General features: G+C 58.9%; 17 protein-coding genes and 1 pseudogene. 16 read left to right on the top strand and 2 right to left on the bottom strand.

Features of this window, described 5'->3' with window-relative positions; translation table 11 throughout:
* The first annotated feature begins 102 nt into the window (after positions 1 to 102).
* From ASD46_RS14515 to ASD46_RS27800, 16 genes and pseudogenes are all read left to right on the top strand, one after another.
* The gene (locus tag ASD46_RS14515) at positions 103 to 798 is read left to right on the top strand and encodes a GntR family transcriptional regulator (protein WP_003511504.1); all 696 of its coding nucleotides are present in this window, start codon (positions 103 to 105) and stop codon (positions 796 to 798) included.
* Between the two features lie 183 nt (positions 799 to 981).
* Complete coding sequence (locus tag ASD46_RS14510; RefSeq protein WP_019564957.1) at positions 982 to 1,842, top strand: transporter substrate-binding domain-containing protein; 861 nt, start codon at positions 982 to 984, stop codon at positions 1,840 to 1,842.
* Positions 1,843 to 1,918: 76 nt separating this feature from the next.
* Complete coding sequence (locus ASD46_RS14505; RefSeq protein ID WP_003511502.1) at positions 1,919 to 2,608, top strand: amino acid ABC transporter permease; 690 nt, start codon at positions 1,919 to 1,921, stop codon at positions 2,606 to 2,608.
* A 29-nt stretch (positions 2,609 to 2,637) separates the two neighbouring features.
* Entirely contained in the window at positions 2,638 to 3,369 is a 732-nt protein-coding gene (locus ASD46_RS14500; protein WP_025595347.1) for an amino acid ABC transporter ATP-binding protein, read from the top strand.
* 97 nt (positions 3,370 to 3,466) lie between these two features.
* On the top strand, positions 3,467 to 4,645 hold the full coding sequence (locus ASD46_RS14495) for an iron-containing alcohol dehydrogenase (RefSeq protein ID WP_025595348.1): 1,179 nt from the start codon (positions 3,467 to 3,469) through the stop codon (positions 4,643 to 4,645).
* A 118-nt stretch (positions 4,646 to 4,763) separates the two neighbouring features.
* Positions 4,764 to 5,366, top strand: coding sequence for an amino acid synthesis family protein (locus ASD46_RS14490; protein ID WP_003511499.1), 603 nt, complete (start codon positions 4,764 to 4,766; stop codon positions 5,364 to 5,366).
* A gap of 11 nt (positions 5,367 to 5,377) precedes the next feature.
* Entirely contained in the window at positions 5,378 to 6,223 is an 846-nt protein-coding gene (locus tag ASD46_RS14485) for an alpha/beta fold hydrolase (RefSeq protein ID WP_025595349.1), read from the top strand.
* The gene (locus tag ASD46_RS14480; protein ID WP_025595350.1) at positions 6,220 to 7,158 is read left to right on the top strand and encodes a flavin reductase family protein; all 939 of its coding nucleotides are present in this window, start codon (positions 6,220 to 6,222) and stop codon (positions 7,156 to 7,158) included. The genes ASD46_RS14485 and ASD46_RS14480 overlap by 4 nt, the downstream gene beginning before the upstream one ends.
* Positions 7,155 to 8,195 (top strand): LLM class flavin-dependent oxidoreductase, encoded by a 1,041-nt coding sequence (locus tag ASD46_RS14475; protein ID WP_025595351.1) that lies wholly within the window; start codon positions 7,155 to 7,157, stop codon positions 8,193 to 8,195. The genes ASD46_RS14480 and ASD46_RS14475 overlap by 4 nt, the downstream gene beginning before the upstream one ends.
* A gap of 4 nt (positions 8,196 to 8,199) precedes the next feature.
* Complete coding sequence (locus ASD46_RS14470) at positions 8,200 to 9,666, top strand: aldehyde dehydrogenase (protein ID WP_060642514.1); 1,467 nt, start codon at positions 8,200 to 8,202, stop codon at positions 9,664 to 9,666.
* A 4-nt stretch (positions 9,667 to 9,670) separates the two neighbouring features.
* Complete coding sequence (locus tag ASD46_RS14465; protein ID WP_025595353.1) at positions 9,671 to 9,985, top strand: NIPSNAP family protein; 315 nt, start codon at positions 9,671 to 9,673, stop codon at positions 9,983 to 9,985.
* 77 nt (positions 9,986 to 10,062) lie between these two features.
* On the top strand, positions 10,063 to 11,052 hold the full coding sequence (locus ASD46_RS14460; protein ID WP_236735644.1) for an ABC transporter substrate-binding protein: 990 nt from the start codon (positions 10,063 to 10,065) through the stop codon (positions 11,050 to 11,052).
* 109 nt (positions 11,053 to 11,161) lie between these two features.
* Positions 11,162 to 11,989: an ABC transporter permease gene (locus ASD46_RS14455; RefSeq protein ID WP_370647636.1), complete on the top strand. Its 828-nt coding sequence runs from the start codon at positions 11,162 to 11,164 to the stop codon at positions 11,987 to 11,989.
* A gap of 1 nt (position 11,990) precedes the next feature.
* Positions 11,991 to 12,791, top strand: coding sequence for an ABC transporter permease (locus ASD46_RS14450; protein ID WP_013761889.1), 801 nt, complete (start codon positions 11,991 to 11,993; stop codon positions 12,789 to 12,791).
* Positions 12,788 to 13,870 (top strand): ABC transporter ATP-binding protein, encoded by a 1,083-nt coding sequence (locus tag ASD46_RS14445; RefSeq protein ID WP_019564948.1) that lies wholly within the window; start codon positions 12,788 to 12,790, stop codon positions 13,868 to 13,870. Before ASD46_RS14450 ends, ASD46_RS14445 begins: the two co-directional genes overlap by 4 nt.
* Before the next feature lie 36 nt (positions 13,871 to 13,906).
* A pseudogene (locus ASD46_RS27800) lies at positions 13,907 to 14,041 on the top strand (aldehyde dehydrogenase family protein); the annotation flags it as partial.
* 38 nt (positions 14,042 to 14,079) lie between these two features.
* Here ASD46_RS27800 and ASD46_RS14435 read toward each other — a convergent pair.
* Positions 14,080 to 14,709: a LysE family translocator gene (locus tag ASD46_RS14435; protein ID WP_003511488.1), complete on the bottom strand. Its 630-nt coding sequence runs from the start codon at positions 14,707 to 14,709 to the stop codon at positions 14,080 to 14,082.
* Positions 14,709 to 15,164 carry an Lrp/AsnC family transcriptional regulator gene (locus ASD46_RS14430; RefSeq protein ID WP_013761886.1) on the bottom strand — a complete coding sequence of 152 codons (456 nt, stop codon included), beginning with the start codon at positions 15,162 to 15,164 and terminating at the stop codon, positions 14,709 to 14,711. Before ASD46_RS14430 ends, ASD46_RS14435 begins: the two co-directional genes overlap by 1 nt.
* Positions 15,165 to 15,289: the final 125 nt, after the last annotated feature.

Genomic DNA, 15,289 nt, shown 5'->3' with positions numbered 1-15,289 from the left:
ATGGTGCGCGGCTAAATAAGTTGGTACGCCATAATATAAAGAGCCAGAACCTGTTTTCACGCCCGGCGGGCGGAAGCGGGATGTGCCAAACGAGGTGATACCATGACCGGTGCTTTGCAGGGAACTGCCATTCGCGTTGAGCGTCCGACCAAGACGCTGAGGGAGCTTGCGCTCGACAAGGTGCGCGACGCCATCGTGAACGGTTACTTCCGTCCGGGAGACCGCCTTGTGGAGCGCGATCTCTGCGCCCAGCTGGGCGTTTCCCGCACCATCGTGCGCGAAGTCCTGCGGCATCTGGAGTCCGAGGGGCTGGTGGCGAATTTGCCGAACAAGGGGCCGATGGTTGCGCTGCTCGATCTCGCCGAGGCCAAGCAGATTTACGAAATCCGCGGTGCGCTGGAGGGAATGGCGGCTCGCCTTTGTGCGGAGCGTCGCGATCCCGCCATTGTCGAGGCGCTTGAGGCTTCGCTCGAGCATATTCGCGAAAGTTACGTTGCCAAGGATATGCCCGGTGTTCTCGCGCATACCTCGTCTTTTTATCATACGCTGTTCAGCAAGATCGACCGGCATGTCGCCTGGGGCGTCGTCAATTTGCTGACGGTGCGAATCAACCATCTTCGCTCCATGACGATCAAGACGAAAAGCCGCGATACCGAAGGTCCGGCGCAGATGAAAAAGATCGTCGATGCGATCCGGAAAGGTGACGGGGACGCCGCTTACAAAGCCGCTCTCGATCATGTCACCAGCGCATGCGCTATCGCCGAAGCCGTTCTCACCGCGCAAAAAACGGCTGACTGACGGTTTTTGGCGCTCCGTTCTGCTTGTCTTGCGGTTGCCCAGCTGGCGGCCGCAGGCTCTTGGTTTTTTGATTTTATGGTTGTTTTACAATAATTTAGAAAAACAAATGACCGCTTATTGACAGGGCAATCCGTTTGGTGTGATGGTATGCCATAATAAATAATATAAAGAGCGGAGCTTAATATGAACTGGAATCCGATTTCCCGGAAATGCATAGCCGTGCGCGCCAAAACCTCTCTGGCGGGCTTTGTCATCAGTCTTCTTGCCGGTGCGGCCGTTGCACAGGACTGCACGCCGAAAATATCCAACGATCACCTCATCAAGCCCGGCCATCTCGTGATGGCGACCAGCCCGACATTGCCACCCATGGCCTATGCCGACCAACAGGGCGTGCTCAAAGGCCTTCGTATCGAGTTGGGTTATGAAATCGCCAAGCGCCTCTGCCTGAAGCCCGAATATATCAGCACGGAATATGCCACCATGGTGCCGGGCCTGCAGGGCGGCCGCTGGGATATGATCAATGCAGGTCTGTTCGTGACGGCGGAGCGGCGCAAGATCCTGTTCATGATCCCCTATGAGAGTCTCGCCATCAGCATTTCAACGGCCGTCGGTGCATCCGAGCCCATCACCAAGGTGGACGATCTGGCCGGCAAGGCCGTCAGCACCGATATCGGTGGCTATGCCGAGCGCAAGATCAAGGAATTGAACGAGGACTTCAAGAAACGCGGTCTTGCGCCGATGACCATAAACCTGTTCGACAATTACGCGACCGTCTATCAGGCGCTGCGGGCAGGTCAGGTTCAGGCCGCGGTCTCCATCGATCCTGTCGCCAAGCAATACCAGGATCGCGGCGAGTTCACGCATGCACTTTCCGGCATGTACCCCACGCCCGGTTCGCTTTCCTTTGGAAGCAAGGACGTCGCCAGTGCCGTCTCTGCTGCTCTCAAGGAAATGAGGGCCGATGGTTCGCTTGAAAAGCTGATGGGTGGTTATGGCGTGAGCATCGCGCCCGGCGATCTCGCCGTTCTTGGTCCGGAAGGCTGAAATCTCCTTCATCTGAACTGTCAGCGCGGCGGGAAAGTTCTCGCCGCGACCATTCCCGCATGAATTGGAGAAAGACGTGAAGGGTTGGAACTGGGAAGGTTTCTTCGAATACCTGACGAATTATTATCTTTTCGAGGGGGCGATGGTGACGCTCGGCCTCACGGTTTTTGCCATGACGGCGGGTCTTGCGCTGGGTTTCGTCATTGCGGTGATGCGCATGTCGAAATACCGGTTCCTCTCCGGACCGGCCTATTTCTACACTTGGATATTTCGCGGCACGCCGCTGCTGGTGCAGCTCATCATCATCTATACCGGCCTGCCGCAGCTCGGCATCAAGCTGACGGTTCTGCAGTCCACCCTGATCGGCCTGTCGCTCTGCGAGGCCGCTTATCTGTCGGAAATCGTCCGGGCAGGTATTGCCGCGGTTCCCAAAGGCCAGATCAATGCGGCGCGCGCCATCGGCATGACCGAGGCGCAGGTGATGCGCTACATAGTTGCGCCGCAGGCCTTCCGCATCATCATTCCGCCGCTTGGCAATTCCGTCAATGGCGTGCTGAAGACAACGTCGATCGCCTCCATCATTTCCATGGAGGAGCTGCTGCGCCGCACGCAGGTTCTTATCCAGGAAAAGTTCCTCGTTCTGGAGCTCTTCATGGTCGCGGCCCTTTATTACCTCGCCATGACGACCGCCTGGGAACTCATCCAGCGCCGTATCGAGAAACGATTCGGCAAGGCCTACGGCCCAATGTCGGCTGACGTACACTAGGGAGAAGTCCGATGTCTCAAGCAACCAGCATGATCGAACTTCAATCCGTCAACAAATGGTACGGTCCGACCTTTCAGGTTCTGACCAATTGCAGCCTGAATGTCGCCAAGGGCGAAGTCGTCGTGATCTGCGGGCCGTCCGGTTCGGGCAAGTCGACGCTGATCAAATGCGTCAATGCGCTGGAGACGATCGGCAACGGCATCATCACCGTCAACGGGGTTGAGGTGACCAACCCCAAGACCGATATGCCGAAGCTGCGCTCCAAAGTGGGCATGGTGTTCCAGCATTTCGAACTCTTCCCGCATATGACGATCCTCGAAAATCTGTGCATCGGGCAGGAGAAGGTTCTCGGCCGCTCCCCTGCGGAGGCGCTGGTCAAAGCCAACGCCCTTCTGGAGCGTGTGGGGCTTACCGCGCATGCGAAGAAATATCCCGGCCAGCTTTCCGGCGGTCAGCAGCAGCGCGTCGCAATCGCCCGCGCGCTGGCGATGGATCCGGTCGCCATGCTTTTTGACGAGCCTACATCGGCGCTTGATCCGGAAATGATCAACGAGGTGCTCGACGTCATGGTCTCGCTTGCGCAGGAAGGCATGACGATGATGGTGGTGACGCATGAAATGGGGTTTGCCCGCAAGGTGGCGGACCGCATCGTCTTCATGGATGGCGGCGAGATCGTCGAGATCGGCGAGGGTGACAGCTTCTTCACCAATCCGAAGACGGATCGCGCACGCTCGTTCCTGTCGAAAATCCTGGCGCATTGAGGCCACGGTGACCGGAGCGGGATGACGAAGTCCCGCTTCAGATCGTGCGCCTTAGGCCGTTCCGAACAACGCAGAATGATAGTGGCGGAGAACCGCAATGATAAACCGTGTCCTGATGCCTCGCGAAATGCTCATCGGCGGTGGCAGCCGTTTCCGATTGCCGTCACTGCTGAAATCTCTGGGGGTGAAGCGCCCTCTGCTCGTCTGCGATCCAGTCATGCAGAAACTCGGCCATGCGGATGCGCTTTTGCAGGCGCTTGGCGGCGAGGGTATCGATGCCGCCATTTTTGCGGATGTCGTAGAAGATCCAACGGATATATCCATCGCCACACTGGTGAAACGCGTTTCCGGGGGCGGTCATGATGGTCTCGTCGCACTCGGCGGCGGTAGCGCCATGGATACGGCGAAAGCAGGCGCCATCGTTGCAACCAGTGGCGAAGAGCTGCGGGCGCTGAAAGTTCCAAGGATCGTGGATTTTGCCGTCATGCCGGTAATTGCCATACCCACAACCGCAGGAACCGGATCGGAAGTAACACGCGCCGCCGTCGTGACGGACACGGCTGCCAGCGAAAAAATGCTCATCCTCGGCACCGCCGCTTTGCCCATTGCGGCCATCATCGATTACGAGCTGACGCTGACCTGCCCTTACCGTGTCACGGTCGATACCGGCATAGATGCCCTGACCCATGCGTTGGAAGCGCTGGTCAACCGCAACGGTAATGCCCATTCCGAGGCGTTGGCGCTGTCCGCGCTGAAACTGATCGGGGCAAATCTCGAAAAAGTGGCGAACGACCCGCAAAACCGGGAAGCACGAGAAGCGATGATGCTCGGGGCGACGCATGCGGGTCTTGCCGTTTCCAACACATCCACAGCGTTGATCCACGGCCTCAGCCGGCCGGTCGGTGCCTTTTTCCATGTTCCGCACGGCATGTCGAATGCGATGGTGCTGCCGTTGGTCACACAATTTTCGTTGAATTCCGCTCTACCGCAATATGCCGCCGCCGCCCGCGCACTTGGTTGCGCCAGTTCGACGGACAGTGACCAGATTGCAGGCGCAAAGATGGTGGAGGCTTTCATCGGCCTGAACAGGCGGCTGAAGGTGCCGACCCCGCAGGAATTCGGTATCGACAAAACCCGCTATCTCGATCTTTTGCCGGAAATGGTGCGGCAAGGCCTCGCCTCCGGCACACCGGCAAATAACCCACGGGTTCCGACGGCAGCGGAAATGACGCGCCTTTACGAACTTGCCTTTGACGGCCGCACGGAAGGCCCTTGAGCCATAACCTCCTGTAAGAATTGTTATTTTTCACAACTTCAAGCCGCAGATTTCCACCACTTGACACATACATATTATGGCATACCATAAGACATCATATTTACCGGAGAGAACGCCAATGCCCATCCAGATCCGTAAGACGCTGTTGCAGGTCGAAACAACGTTGATTGAAGGAGGCAAGGCCGCAGCGACACCTTTGAAGCTGTTCACCGCCATCGCGGTCGTGAAAAATCCCTGGGCTGGAAAAGGCTTCGTGGATGATCTCAAACCGGAAATCCACGCCGGGGCGCCGGTGCTGGGCGAACTGCTGACGAAGATGATCCTTGATGCCGTGGGTTCCGGCGAAGCGGTGGAGGCCTATGGCAAGGCGGCCGTCGTCGGGCTGGATGGTGAGATCGAACATGCCTCCGCGCTCATTCACACGTTGCGTTTCGGCAATCACTATCGTCAGGCTGTGGGTGCCAAGTCCTATCTGGCCTTCTGCAATACGCGTGGTCCCGGCAATGCGCCGATCATGATCCCCTTAATGGACAAGAACGATGAAGGCCGCCGTTCGCACTACCTGACTATCCAGACCTCCGTTCCCGATGCTCCGGCTGCCGATGAGATCGTCGTCGCGCTCGGTGCTTCAGTCGGCGGCAGGCCTCATCACCGCATCGGCGACCGCTATCAGGATCTGAAGGATCTCGGTCAGGATGTTGCCAACCCGGCGGGCGTTTGAGGGTGATGCAAATGCAGGAGGCCGCCACCACGTCACGGGTCAATGCTGCAAAGGCAGATGCTGCCGCGCTCCCTCGCAAGGTGACCGAGGGCGGGGCGGCCTATTTCGAGGCAGGCGCCGGTGAAGACCTGATCCTCATCCACGGCGTGGGAATGCGGCTGGAAGCCTGGAAGCCGCAGATCGAAATCTTTTCAAAGACGCACCGTGTCATCGCGGTAGATATGCCGGGGCATGGCGGCAGTGAACGCCTGCCAGCGGGCAGCACGCTCAAGGATTTTGTCGGCTGGTTCGGCCGGTTTCTTGACGATATGCGGATCGCGCGTGCCAATGTGGCCGGGCATTCCATGGGGGCGCTGATTTCCGGCGGTGCCGCTGCAACCTTTGGAGATCGAATTGCGCGCGTCGGTTATCTGAACGGCGTTTACCGCCGTGATCCGGCCGCGAAGGCTGCGGTTCTTGCACGCGCGGCTGCCATCCGGACCACTGGCGTGGACAAGGAAGGCCCTTTGTTACGCTGGTTCGGCGACGATCCAAAGAGCCAGCAGGCGCGGGAGTTGACTCGAGGTTGGCTGGAAATGGTCGATCCCGAAGGTTACGCGGTTGCCTATACCGCATTTGCGGACGGCGACGAGACCTATGCGGATCGGTGGCCCTCGGTCATCTGCCCGGCTCTTTTCCTGACGGGTTCGGACGACCCCAATTCGACGCCTTTGATGGCCGAGCAGATGGCGGCGATCACACCGCGCGGTTACGCCCGCGTCGTTGAGGCGCACCGGCATATGGTCAACCTGACCGCACCTGAAACTGTCAATGCAATGATGGCCGAATGGCTGGCTTTAGAGGAGGAGCCGCAATGACTGTTGCAACCCTTGATCCGCGCGCTTTGCGCGATGCATTTGGCGCTTTCGTAACGGGAGTAACGATCGTGACCACCCGGGACGATGCAGGAAAGCCCATCGGTTTTACCGCCAACTCCTTCACCTCGGTTTCGCTCGATCCGCCGTTGCTGCTGATCTGCCTTGCCCGCAGCTCGCGCAATTTCATGACGATGACCGGCACCAAAAACTTCGCGGTCAATATTCTGTCGGAAAGCCAGAAGGACCTCTCCAACACCTTCGCCCGGCCGGTCGAAGACCGTTTCGCCACCGCCAGCTGGTTGGATGCGCCGAAGGGCTCCCCGGTCTTTGCAGACGTCGCGGCCTGGTTCGAATGTTCGATGCAGGAGGTTATCGAGGCCGGCGATCATGTCATTCTGCTCGGCCGTATCGAGGCTTTCGACAATAGCAGCCTGAACGGTCTCGGTTATGCGCGCGGCGGCTATTTCACGCCGATGCTGGCTGCAAAGGCGGTATCGGCAGCGGCAGAGGGCGATATCGTCGTGGGCGCCGTTCTGGAACGGCGCGGCGAGATTTACCTCGTTGGCGACGACGTGCTGTCGCTTCCCGGCTGTGTCGTGGCAAGCGGCGATCCGGTCGCGGCGCTGACATCACGTCTCGAAGACCTGACGGGTCTCTCCGTCAAAACGGGATTTCTCTACTCGGTTTATGAGAACAAGACGGACGGGCGCCAACACGTCGTCTATCACGCGCTTGCCGATGGCGATCAAGCGCCGCGCGAGGGCCGTTTTCTGTTGCCCGGCGCGCTGGCTTCGGCAAAATTCGACTCCGGCGCTACGGCGGATATCGTCAATCGTTTCGTGCTGGAAAGCTCGATCGGCAATTTCGGTGTTTATGTCGGGAACGAGACCGCCGGCAAGGTTCATCCCATCTCCATGAAGGGGCCAAAACCATGAAATTCTCCCTCTTCGTTCATATGGAGCGGCTGGACGCCTCCCAGGACCACAAGACACTCTACGAGGAGTTCGTGACACTATGCGAGATCGCCGATCGTGGTGGCATGCATGCCATCTGGACCGGCGAACATCACGGCATGGATTTCACCATTGCGCCCAACCCCTTTGTAACGATCGCCGATCTGGCGCGGCGTACGAAGACGGCACGCCTGGGTACGGGAACGGTGATCGCGCCTTTCTGGCACCCGATTAAGCTTGCCGGAGAAGCGGCGATGGCGGATCTGATCTGTGATGGCCGTCTTGATATCGGCATCGCGCGTGGCGCCTATTCGTTCGAATATGAGCGGCTGCTTCCAGGCCTCGATGCCTGGGGCGCCGGCCAGCGGATGCGCGAGCTTATTCCGGCTGTCAAAGGGGTTTGGGCGGGTGACTACACCCACGACGGCGAATTCTTCAAGTTCCCGGCCACCACATCGGCTCCCAAACCGCTGCAGCAGCCTTTTCCGCCCATCTGGGTGGCGGCGCGTGATCCGAATTCGCATGAATTCGCTGTCGCCAATGATTGCAATGTTCAGGTGACGCCGCTCTGGCAAGGCGATGACGAGGTGGAAACCCTGATGGGCCGCTTCAACGATGCCTGTGCGAAAAATCCGGATAAACAGCGGCCGAAAATCATGCTGCTGCGCCACACCTATGTCGGTTCCGATGAAGCCGATATTGCCCAGGCGTCCCATGAGATGAGCGTCTATTACAACTACTTCTTTGCATGGTTCAAAAACGAAAAGCCCGTTCATCAGGGGCTGATCGAGCGTATTGCGCCGGAGGAGATTGCCGCAAACGCCATGCTTTCCGGTGATGTCATGCGCAAGAACAACGTTGTCGGCCATGCCGATGAAGTCATTACCCGGCTTAAGGCCTACGAGGCCATGGGCTACGACGAATATTCCTTCTGGATCGATACCGGCATGAGCTTCGAGCGCAAGAAGGCCTCGCTGGAACGCTTCCTTTCCGATGTAATGCCAGCTTTCAAGGAGTAGGATGATGCGCCGTTTCCAATGTTACATCGATGGGCGCTTCGAGGATGGTGAGGCGAGCTTTTCGAGCCTCGACCCGGCAACCGGTGAACCTTGGGCAGAAATGCCGGAAAGCCGCGAAGCGGATATTAGCCGCGCCGTAGAGGCTGCGCATCGGGCGCTTTATGACGATGCCGCCTGGTCGAAACTGACGGCGACGCAACGCGGCAAGCTGCTCTATCGGCTTGCCGATCTGGTTGCCGAAAATGCAAAGACGCTTGCCGAGCTCGAAACCCGTGACACCGGCAAGATCATCCGCGAGACCTCGGCGCAGATTGCCTATGTCGCGGACTATTATCGCTATTATGCGGGCTTGGCTGACAAGATCGAGGGTGCTTACCTGCCGATCGACAAGCCGGACATGGATGTCTGGCTGCGGCGCGAACCCGTGGGTGTGGTGGCCGCGATCGTCCCGTGGAACAGCCAGCTTTTTCTGGCAGCCGTTAAAATCGGCCCGGCGCTCGCTGCCGGCTGCACAATCGTCATCAAGGCCTCGGAAGACGGACCGGCGCCGCTTCTGGAGTTCGCCCGGCTGGTGCAGGAGGCTGGTTTTCCTGCCGGCGTCGTCAATATAGTCACTGGTTTCGGTGCGTCCTGCGGCACGGCACTCACCACGCACCCGAAGGTGGCCCATATCGCCTTTACCGGCGGGCCGGAAACGGCGCGTCACATCGTTCGCAACTCGGCCGAAAATCTTGCCTCGACGTCGCTCGAACTCGGCGGCAAATCGCCAATCCTCGTCTTTGCCGACGCCGATCTCGTAAGCGCCGCCAATGCGCAGGTCGCGGGAATTTTCGCGGCGACCGGTCAGAGCTGTGTTGCCGGATCACGGCTGATTGTCGAGAGAAGCGTGAAGGATCGCTTCCTCGGGATTTTGAAGGCGAAGGCTGAGGCGATCCGCATCGGCTCGCCGCTGGACATGGCAACGGAAGTGGGGCCGCTCGCGACCGAGCGGCAGCGCAAGCATATTGTCTCTCTGGTCTCTGCTTCCGAAAAAGCCGGTGCGAAGGTGGTGACGGGCGGTCTGGCGGTGGATGGCGCTGGTTATTTCTACCCTCCGACCATTCTCGATTGCGACGGCATTCGTTCGCCGTCCATGGAAAGGGAGTTCTTCGGCCCGGTTCTTTCGGTTGTTTCCTTCGAAACCGAGGCGGAAGCGATCGCTTTGGCCAATGACACGGTCTATGGCCTCGCCTCGGGCGTCTTCACGCAGAACCTGACGCGCGCCCATCGACTGATGAAGGCGATCCGCGCCGGTGTGGTTTGGGTGAACACCTATCGCGCCGTCTCACCGATTGCGCCTTTCGGGGGTTTCGGTCTTTCCGGTGATGGTCGCGAAGGCGGGCTTGCGGCAGCGCTCGATTACACGCGCACGAAGACCATATGGCTTAGAACCTCCGATGACCCGATCCCCGATCCATTCGTGATGCGGTGACGCGATGTTTTACGAAATCCGCACTTACCGGCTGAAGAACGGCGCCATTCCGGCCTACCTTCGGGTTGTCGAGGAGGAAGGCATCGAAATCCAGAAAAGCCATCTGGGCGAGCTGGTGAGTTACTTCTTTTCCGAGATCGGGCCGATCAATGAAATTGTCCACATCTGGGCCTTTTCCAGCCTGGATGACCGCGAGGAGCGGCGCGCAAAGCTGATGGCCGATCCGCGCTGGTTATCCTTCTTGCCGAAAATCCGCGACCTCATTGAAGTCGCCGAAAACAAGATCATGAAGCCGGCGCCTTTTTCACCGCTGAAGTGAATCTGCCGGCCGCGAAGTGCATGCCAACAACAAGCTCTAAAACGGAGTAAGGGAACATGAGATCGAAACTGGTATTGATGACATGCGCAGCAATTTTCACCCTGGGCGCATCCGCACAGGCGAATGATCTGGTTTTTTCCAGCTGGGGAGGAACCACGCAGGACGCCCAGAAGGCGGCCTGGGCCGAAAAATTCATGGTGGCGACCGGCATCAACGTGCTTCAGGATGGCCCGACGGACTATGGCAAGCTGAAAGCCATGGTCGAGGCGAACGGCGTGACATGGGATGTGGTCGACGTGGAGGGCGACTACGCCGCGCAGGCCGGGCCGAAGGGCCTGCTGGAGAAGCTTGATTTCGCCGTCATCGACAAAACGAAGCTCGACCCTCGTTTCGTCACTGACTACTCCGTCGGAAGCTTCTATTATTCCTTCGTCATCGGCTGCAATGTCGATGCTGTAGCCGCCTGCCCCAAGAGCTGGGCCGACCTTTTCGATACGGCAAAGTTTCCCGGCAAGCGCACCTTTTACAAATGGTCCGCACCGGGTGTGATCGAAGCAGCCCTGCTGGCCGATGGTGTTGCCGCCGACAAGCTATACCCGCTCGATCTCGATCGCGCCTTCAAGAAGCTGGACACGATCAAATCCGATATCATCTGGTGGTCTGGCGGTGCGCAATCGCAGCAGTTGATCGCTTCTGCGGAGGCACCCTTCGGCAGCGTCTGGAACGGCCGCATGACAGCGCTTGAGAAAAGCGGTGTGAAGGTGGAGACCTCCTGGGAGCAGAACATCACGGCAGCGGATTCCCTCGTGGTTCCCAAGGGAACGAAGAACAAGGACGCGGCGATGAAGTTCATCGCTCTTGCGACCTCCGCGCAGGCGCAGGCGGATATGGCGTCTGCCACGGGTTATGCCCCGGTCAATGTCGAATCCGCAAAGCTGATGGATCCGGAAACGGCAAAGACCCTGCCTGACCAGCAGACAGCGAGCCAGGTCAATGCCGACATGAACTACTGGGCGCAACATCGCGACGAGATCGGTGAGCGCTGGTACGCCTGGCAGGCCAAGTAAGGCAACGGCGCGGGCAGCCAAAAGCGCCCGCGCAAATTTTCACCTCCGGGGAGGTTTGGGCATGGTCTCGCTTACCGATGAAACAGAAAGCCCGAAGACGAAGGTGCGGATGCCCTTCCGGCCCGGCAATTTTGCCGCCACCCTGCCGGCATTCGTTCTGCTTGCCCTGTTCTTCGTCGTGCCGGTTATCATCCTGCTGTCGCGCAGCGTTACCGAGCCTGTTCTGGGCTTTGGCAATTACGCCGCATTGCTGGGCAGCTCCACCTACCTGAAGATTTTCTTCAATACATTCGCGGTCTCGGCGCTGGTCACGCTCGTAACGCTGGTCATCGGTTTTCCTGTCGCGTGGGCGCTTGCCATCATGCCGTCGCGGCTTGCCTCCGTCGTTTTCGCAATTTTGCTTCTGTCCATGTGGACCAACCTTCTGGCACGCACCTATGCCTGGATGGTGCTGTTGCAGCGGACGGGTGTCGTCAACAAGACGCTGATGGGCCTTGGCATCATCGACAAGCCGCTTGCACTGGTCAACAACCTGACCGGCGTCACGATCGGCATGACCTATATCATGCTGCCGTTCATAATCATTCCGCTCTACGGCGTCATCCGCAAGATCGATCCGGCCATTCTCCAGGCGGCGGCGCTGTGCGGGGCAACCCGCTTTCAGGCGCTGACCCGCGTTCTCATTCCACTTGCCGCTCCGGGTATGATCTCCGGCGCGCTGATGGTGTTCGTCATGTCGCTTGGCTATTTCGTCACCCCGGCGCTGCTGGGCGGCACGGCGAACATGATGCTGGCCGAGCTTATCGCGCAATTCGTGCAGTCTCTCGTCAACTGGGGCATGGGCGGGGCAGCGGCGCTGGTGCTTCTGGTGGTGACGCTGACGCTTTACGCAATCCAGCTGAAATTCTTCGGCGCGGCCGGGGCAGGGGGGCGCTGACATGCTTTTGAACTACAACAGCCTTGGCGCATGGAAGTGGCTGCTCCTTTTCATCACCGTGCTGACAGCGGCATTCCTTATCCTGCCGATTGTCTTCATCGCCGCTTTGTCCTTCGGCTCGTCGCAATGGCTGATCTTTCCGCCGCCCGGCTGGACGCTGAAATGGTATGCGGATTTCTTTGCCGATCCGAGGTGGCTGGATGCTGCCTGGACAAGCCTGCGTATCGCCGTGATGGTCACAGTCCTGTCGGTGTTGATCGGCCTCGTGGCCTCCTTCGGCCTGGTGCGGGGGCGTTTCATTGGGCGCGAGGGTCTGCGTGCTTTGTTCATGACGCCGATGATCCTGCCTGTCGTGGTGCTGGCGGTGGCGCTTTATGCTTTTTTCCTGAAGCTCGGCCTTGCGGGCACCACCACGGGCTTTGTCATTGCCCATCTTGTCGTGGCGCTGCCTTTCTCCATTCTGGCGTTGACCAGCGCGCTCGAGGGTTTCGATAAATCGATCGAAGACGCTGCAGTGCTATGCGGCGCGAGCCCGCTGCAGGCCAAAATCCGCATCACCTTGCCGGCCATCAGCCATGGCCTGTTCTCAGCCGCGATCTTTTCTTTCCTCACTTCCTGGGATGAGGTGGTGCTGGCGATCTTCATGGCAAGTCCAACGTTGCAGACGCTGCCGGTGAAAATCTGGGCGACGCTGCGGCAGGATCTGACGCCGGTGATCGCCGCTGCATCGACGCTTCTCATCGCGGTGACCATCATTCTCATGCTGCTTGTCGCGGCTGTGCGAAAAGGATTGAAAACATGACCAAACCGCTCCTGCAAATTCGCGGCATCGCCAAGCAATACGGACCGGTCGTCGCCGTTCAGGATGTCAATCTCGAGGTGCAGCCGGGCGAGTTCATGACGTTTCTCGGACCATCCGGTTCGGGCAAGAGCACGACGCTCTACATTCTGGCCGGTTTCGAACAGCCGACGGCGGGCGACATCCTGCTGAACGGCGAAAGCCTGCTCTCCACGCCGTCGCACAAGCGCAATATCGGCATGGTCTTCCAGCGTTACACGCTGTTTCCGCATCTGTCTGTTGGCGAGAATATCGCCTTTCCGCTGAAAGTGCGCCGAAAGAGCAAGGCGGAAATCGATGCGAAGGTGAAGGAGATGCTGAGGCTCGTTCGTCTCGAAGGTTTCGAGGACAGAAAGCCTGCGCAGATGTCGGGCGGCCAGCAGCAGCGCGTGGCCTTGGCAAGGGCGCTCGCTTATGATCCGCCGGTTCTTCTGATGGACGAGCCGCTCTCGGCGCTCGACAAGAAGCTCAGGGAAGAGATCCAGTTCGAAATCCGTCGCATCCACCAGCAGACGGAAGTAACGATCCTTTACGTCACTCACGATCAGGAAGAGGCCTTGCGTCTTTCCGACCGGATCGCGGTGTTTTCAAAAGGCGTGATTGACCAGATCGGTACGGGGCCGGAGCTTTACGCTCACCCCACCACCCGCTTCGTGGCCGAATTCATCGGTGACAGCGACTTCATCGCCTGCGATCTCCTCGCCGCCTCGGGCGGCAAGGCGACGGTTTCGCTCGGGCAGAATATCGTCTTTGACCAAATTCCGGTTCATGGCGAAGCTGCGCCGGGAAAAAAGGCGGCGCTGATGCTGCGTCCGGAGCGTTTACAGCTCAGCCGCAACAGGCCCGGCTCTTACGCCGGTTTTCAGGCCACCGTCAGCGATATCACCTTCCTTGGCAACAACGTCCATGTCGTCGCCCATACAGGTTCGGGAGAGCCCTTTGCCGTGCGCCTGCCATTTGGCCATGAGGCGATTTCGGGCCTCAACCGTGGTGATCTCGTGCATCTGGCCTTCGATCCCGCGTCGGCGCAGGTTTTCTGTTGAGGGTCGGAAATATGCATCTTAATGATCCCATGCTCGTCGGCGAGCACGGGAGAACATCTCTACCGGCAATGCGCGCCGACCATCAAGAAACTGGGACTGGAACTTGGCGGCAATGCGCCCTTCATCGTCGACGACGCCGATCTCGATGCGGTCGTGGAGGGAGCGCCGATTTTCCCAGAAGTTGGAGCCGCAGACAAAACCGTTGCATTTCAATGAGCCATCATGCCCCAGGCAAGTGAACCTAGGGCAAAAAGCCCGAATAAGACAAGGATCACTCCGGACAGGCGGGAAACCCAGCGGGCAAAGGTGGTGGGAAGGCGCTGCCGGGCAAATGCAACGCCGCCGCTCAACATGAACCACCACAATAAAGACCCTAGAAAAACGCCCGCGACCACAAAAAACGCGCTCGTCGCTCCCGATGCGTCAGCAAGGCCGAGACCCGCGAAAATTGCTGCAAAGGACAGTATCGTCATGGGGTTGGTGATCGTCAGGAAAAAGGTCGCGGTGATGGTGCCGAGCAGATCGCGCGCTCCAACCTTGGCCGCTTCTGCCAGAGGTTTGGGCCTCAGGCTTTTCCAGCCGAGCCACAGCATGAAAAGGCCGCCGACGATTTTGAGCGGCGTATCGATTGTCGCGAGGGTCGCCGCAAAAGCGGAAAAGCCGAGTGCTGCGAGGCTGGCATACACGGCATCCGCCAGAGCAGTCCCAAGGCCACCTGCCACTCCCGCCCAGAACCCGCGCTCAAGGGTCCGGTTGATGCAGAGGGCGCCAATGGGGCCGAGCGGGGCTGCGACCGCAAGGCCCAGCACAATGCTTTTCAAAACGAGCATCAGTTCCATCAGTCCACGCTTTCCTTCGGCATAAATGGTCCCGGCACGACAGAAGACAGGGCGATGATCGTTTCGGTACGGGCAAGGAACCCGTTCTGTTTCATTGTCGCCAGAAAGGTTTCGATCTCCGCCAGCGACCCGACGTGAACTTTGACGAGGTAGGACCACTGCCCGGTCACATGGTGACATTCCGCAATAGCGGACTGCGACGCCGCATAGACACGAAACGCGGCCTCGTCCGCATCCGGTGCCAACGCGATCCACACGAAGGCGATCACGGGCAAATCGAATGCGGATGGATCGGCATCAACGGTGATGCGACGGATCGCCCCGCTGGCCGTCAGGCGTCGGATGCGCTCGTTCACGGCCGAAGCGGAAAGCTCCACGACATTTCCGATATCGGCCAGAGAGCGGCGGGCGTCTTCTGCAAGAAGACTAATGATTTTGCGGTCTGTTGAATCCATTTCCGCAGATAATCATGTTTATTATGATAATGAAAGATATTATGCGGAATTTTAGTGAATCGAGCGCAAGCCTTGAGCCGGGGCCAAGATTCCCCCGCAGCTTCGCCGTACCTATAATCTTGGCG

It is taken from the genome of Rhizobium sp. Root491 (assembly GCF_001427205.1).
Lineage (GTDB): Bacteria > Pseudomonadota > Alphaproteobacteria > Rhizobiales > Rhizobiaceae > Agrobacterium > Agrobacterium tumefaciens.
The sequence above is the reverse complement of the archived record's forward strand: the minus strand, read 5'-3'. Positions and strand labels throughout refer to the sequence as shown.

Excerpts from the sequence above, each read along its gene's own strand:
- ASD46_RS14455 (WP_370647636.1), top strand. The coding sequence starts at position 11,162 with ATGCCCTTCCGGCCCGGCAATTTTGCCGCCACCCTGCCGGCATTCGTT.
- ASD46_RS14480 (WP_025595350.1), top strand. The coding sequence starts at position 6,220 with ATGACTGTTGCAACCCTTGATCCGCGCGCTTTGCGCGATGCATTTGGC.
- ASD46_RS14485 (WP_025595349.1), top strand. The coding sequence starts at position 5,378 with ATGCAGGAGGCCGCCACCACGTCACGGGTCAATGCTGCAAAGGCAGAT.
- ASD46_RS14460 (WP_236735644.1), top strand. The coding sequence starts at position 10,063 with ATGACATGCGCAGCAATTTTCACCCTGGGCGCATCCGCACAGGCGAAT.
- ASD46_RS14515 (WP_003511504.1), top strand. The coding sequence starts at position 103 with ATGACCGGTGCTTTGCAGGGAACTGCCATTCGCGTTGAGCGTCCGACC.
- ASD46_RS14450 (WP_013761889.1), top strand. The coding sequence starts at position 11,991 with ATGCTTTTGAACTACAACAGCCTTGGCGCATGGAAGTGGCTGCTCCTT.
- ASD46_RS14500 (WP_025595347.1), top strand. The coding sequence starts at position 2,638 with ATGATCGAACTTCAATCCGTCAACAAATGGTACGGTCCGACCTTTCAG.
- ASD46_RS14495 (WP_025595348.1), top strand. The coding sequence starts at position 3,467 with ATGATAAACCGTGTCCTGATGCCTCGCGAAATGCTCATCGGCGGTGGC.
- ASD46_RS14445 (WP_019564948.1), top strand. The coding sequence starts at position 12,788 with ATGACCAAACCGCTCCTGCAAATTCGCGGCATCGCCAAGCAATACGGA.
- ASD46_RS14470 (WP_060642514.1), top strand. The coding sequence starts at position 8,200 with ATGCGCCGTTTCCAATGTTACATCGATGGGCGCTTCGAGGATGGTGAG.
- ASD46_RS14475 (WP_025595351.1), top strand. The coding sequence starts at position 7,155 with ATGAAATTCTCCCTCTTCGTTCATATGGAGCGGCTGGACGCCTCCCAG.
- ASD46_RS14510 (WP_019564957.1), top strand. The coding sequence starts at position 982 with ATGAACTGGAATCCGATTTCCCGGAAATGCATAGCCGTGCGCGCCAAA.
- ASD46_RS14490 (WP_003511499.1), top strand. The coding sequence starts at position 4,764 with ATGCCCATCCAGATCCGTAAGACGCTGTTGCAGGTCGAAACAACGTTG.
- ASD46_RS14435 (WP_003511488.1), bottom strand. The coding sequence starts at position 14,709 with ATGGAACTGATGCTCGTTTTGAAAAGCATTGTGCTGGGCCTTGCGGTC.
- ASD46_RS14430 (WP_013761886.1), bottom strand. The coding sequence starts at position 15,164 with ATGGATTCAACAGACCGCAAAATCATTAGTCTTCTTGCAGAAGACGCC.
- ASD46_RS14465 (WP_025595353.1), top strand. The coding sequence starts at position 9,671 with ATGTTTTACGAAATCCGCACTTACCGGCTGAAGAACGGCGCCATTCCG.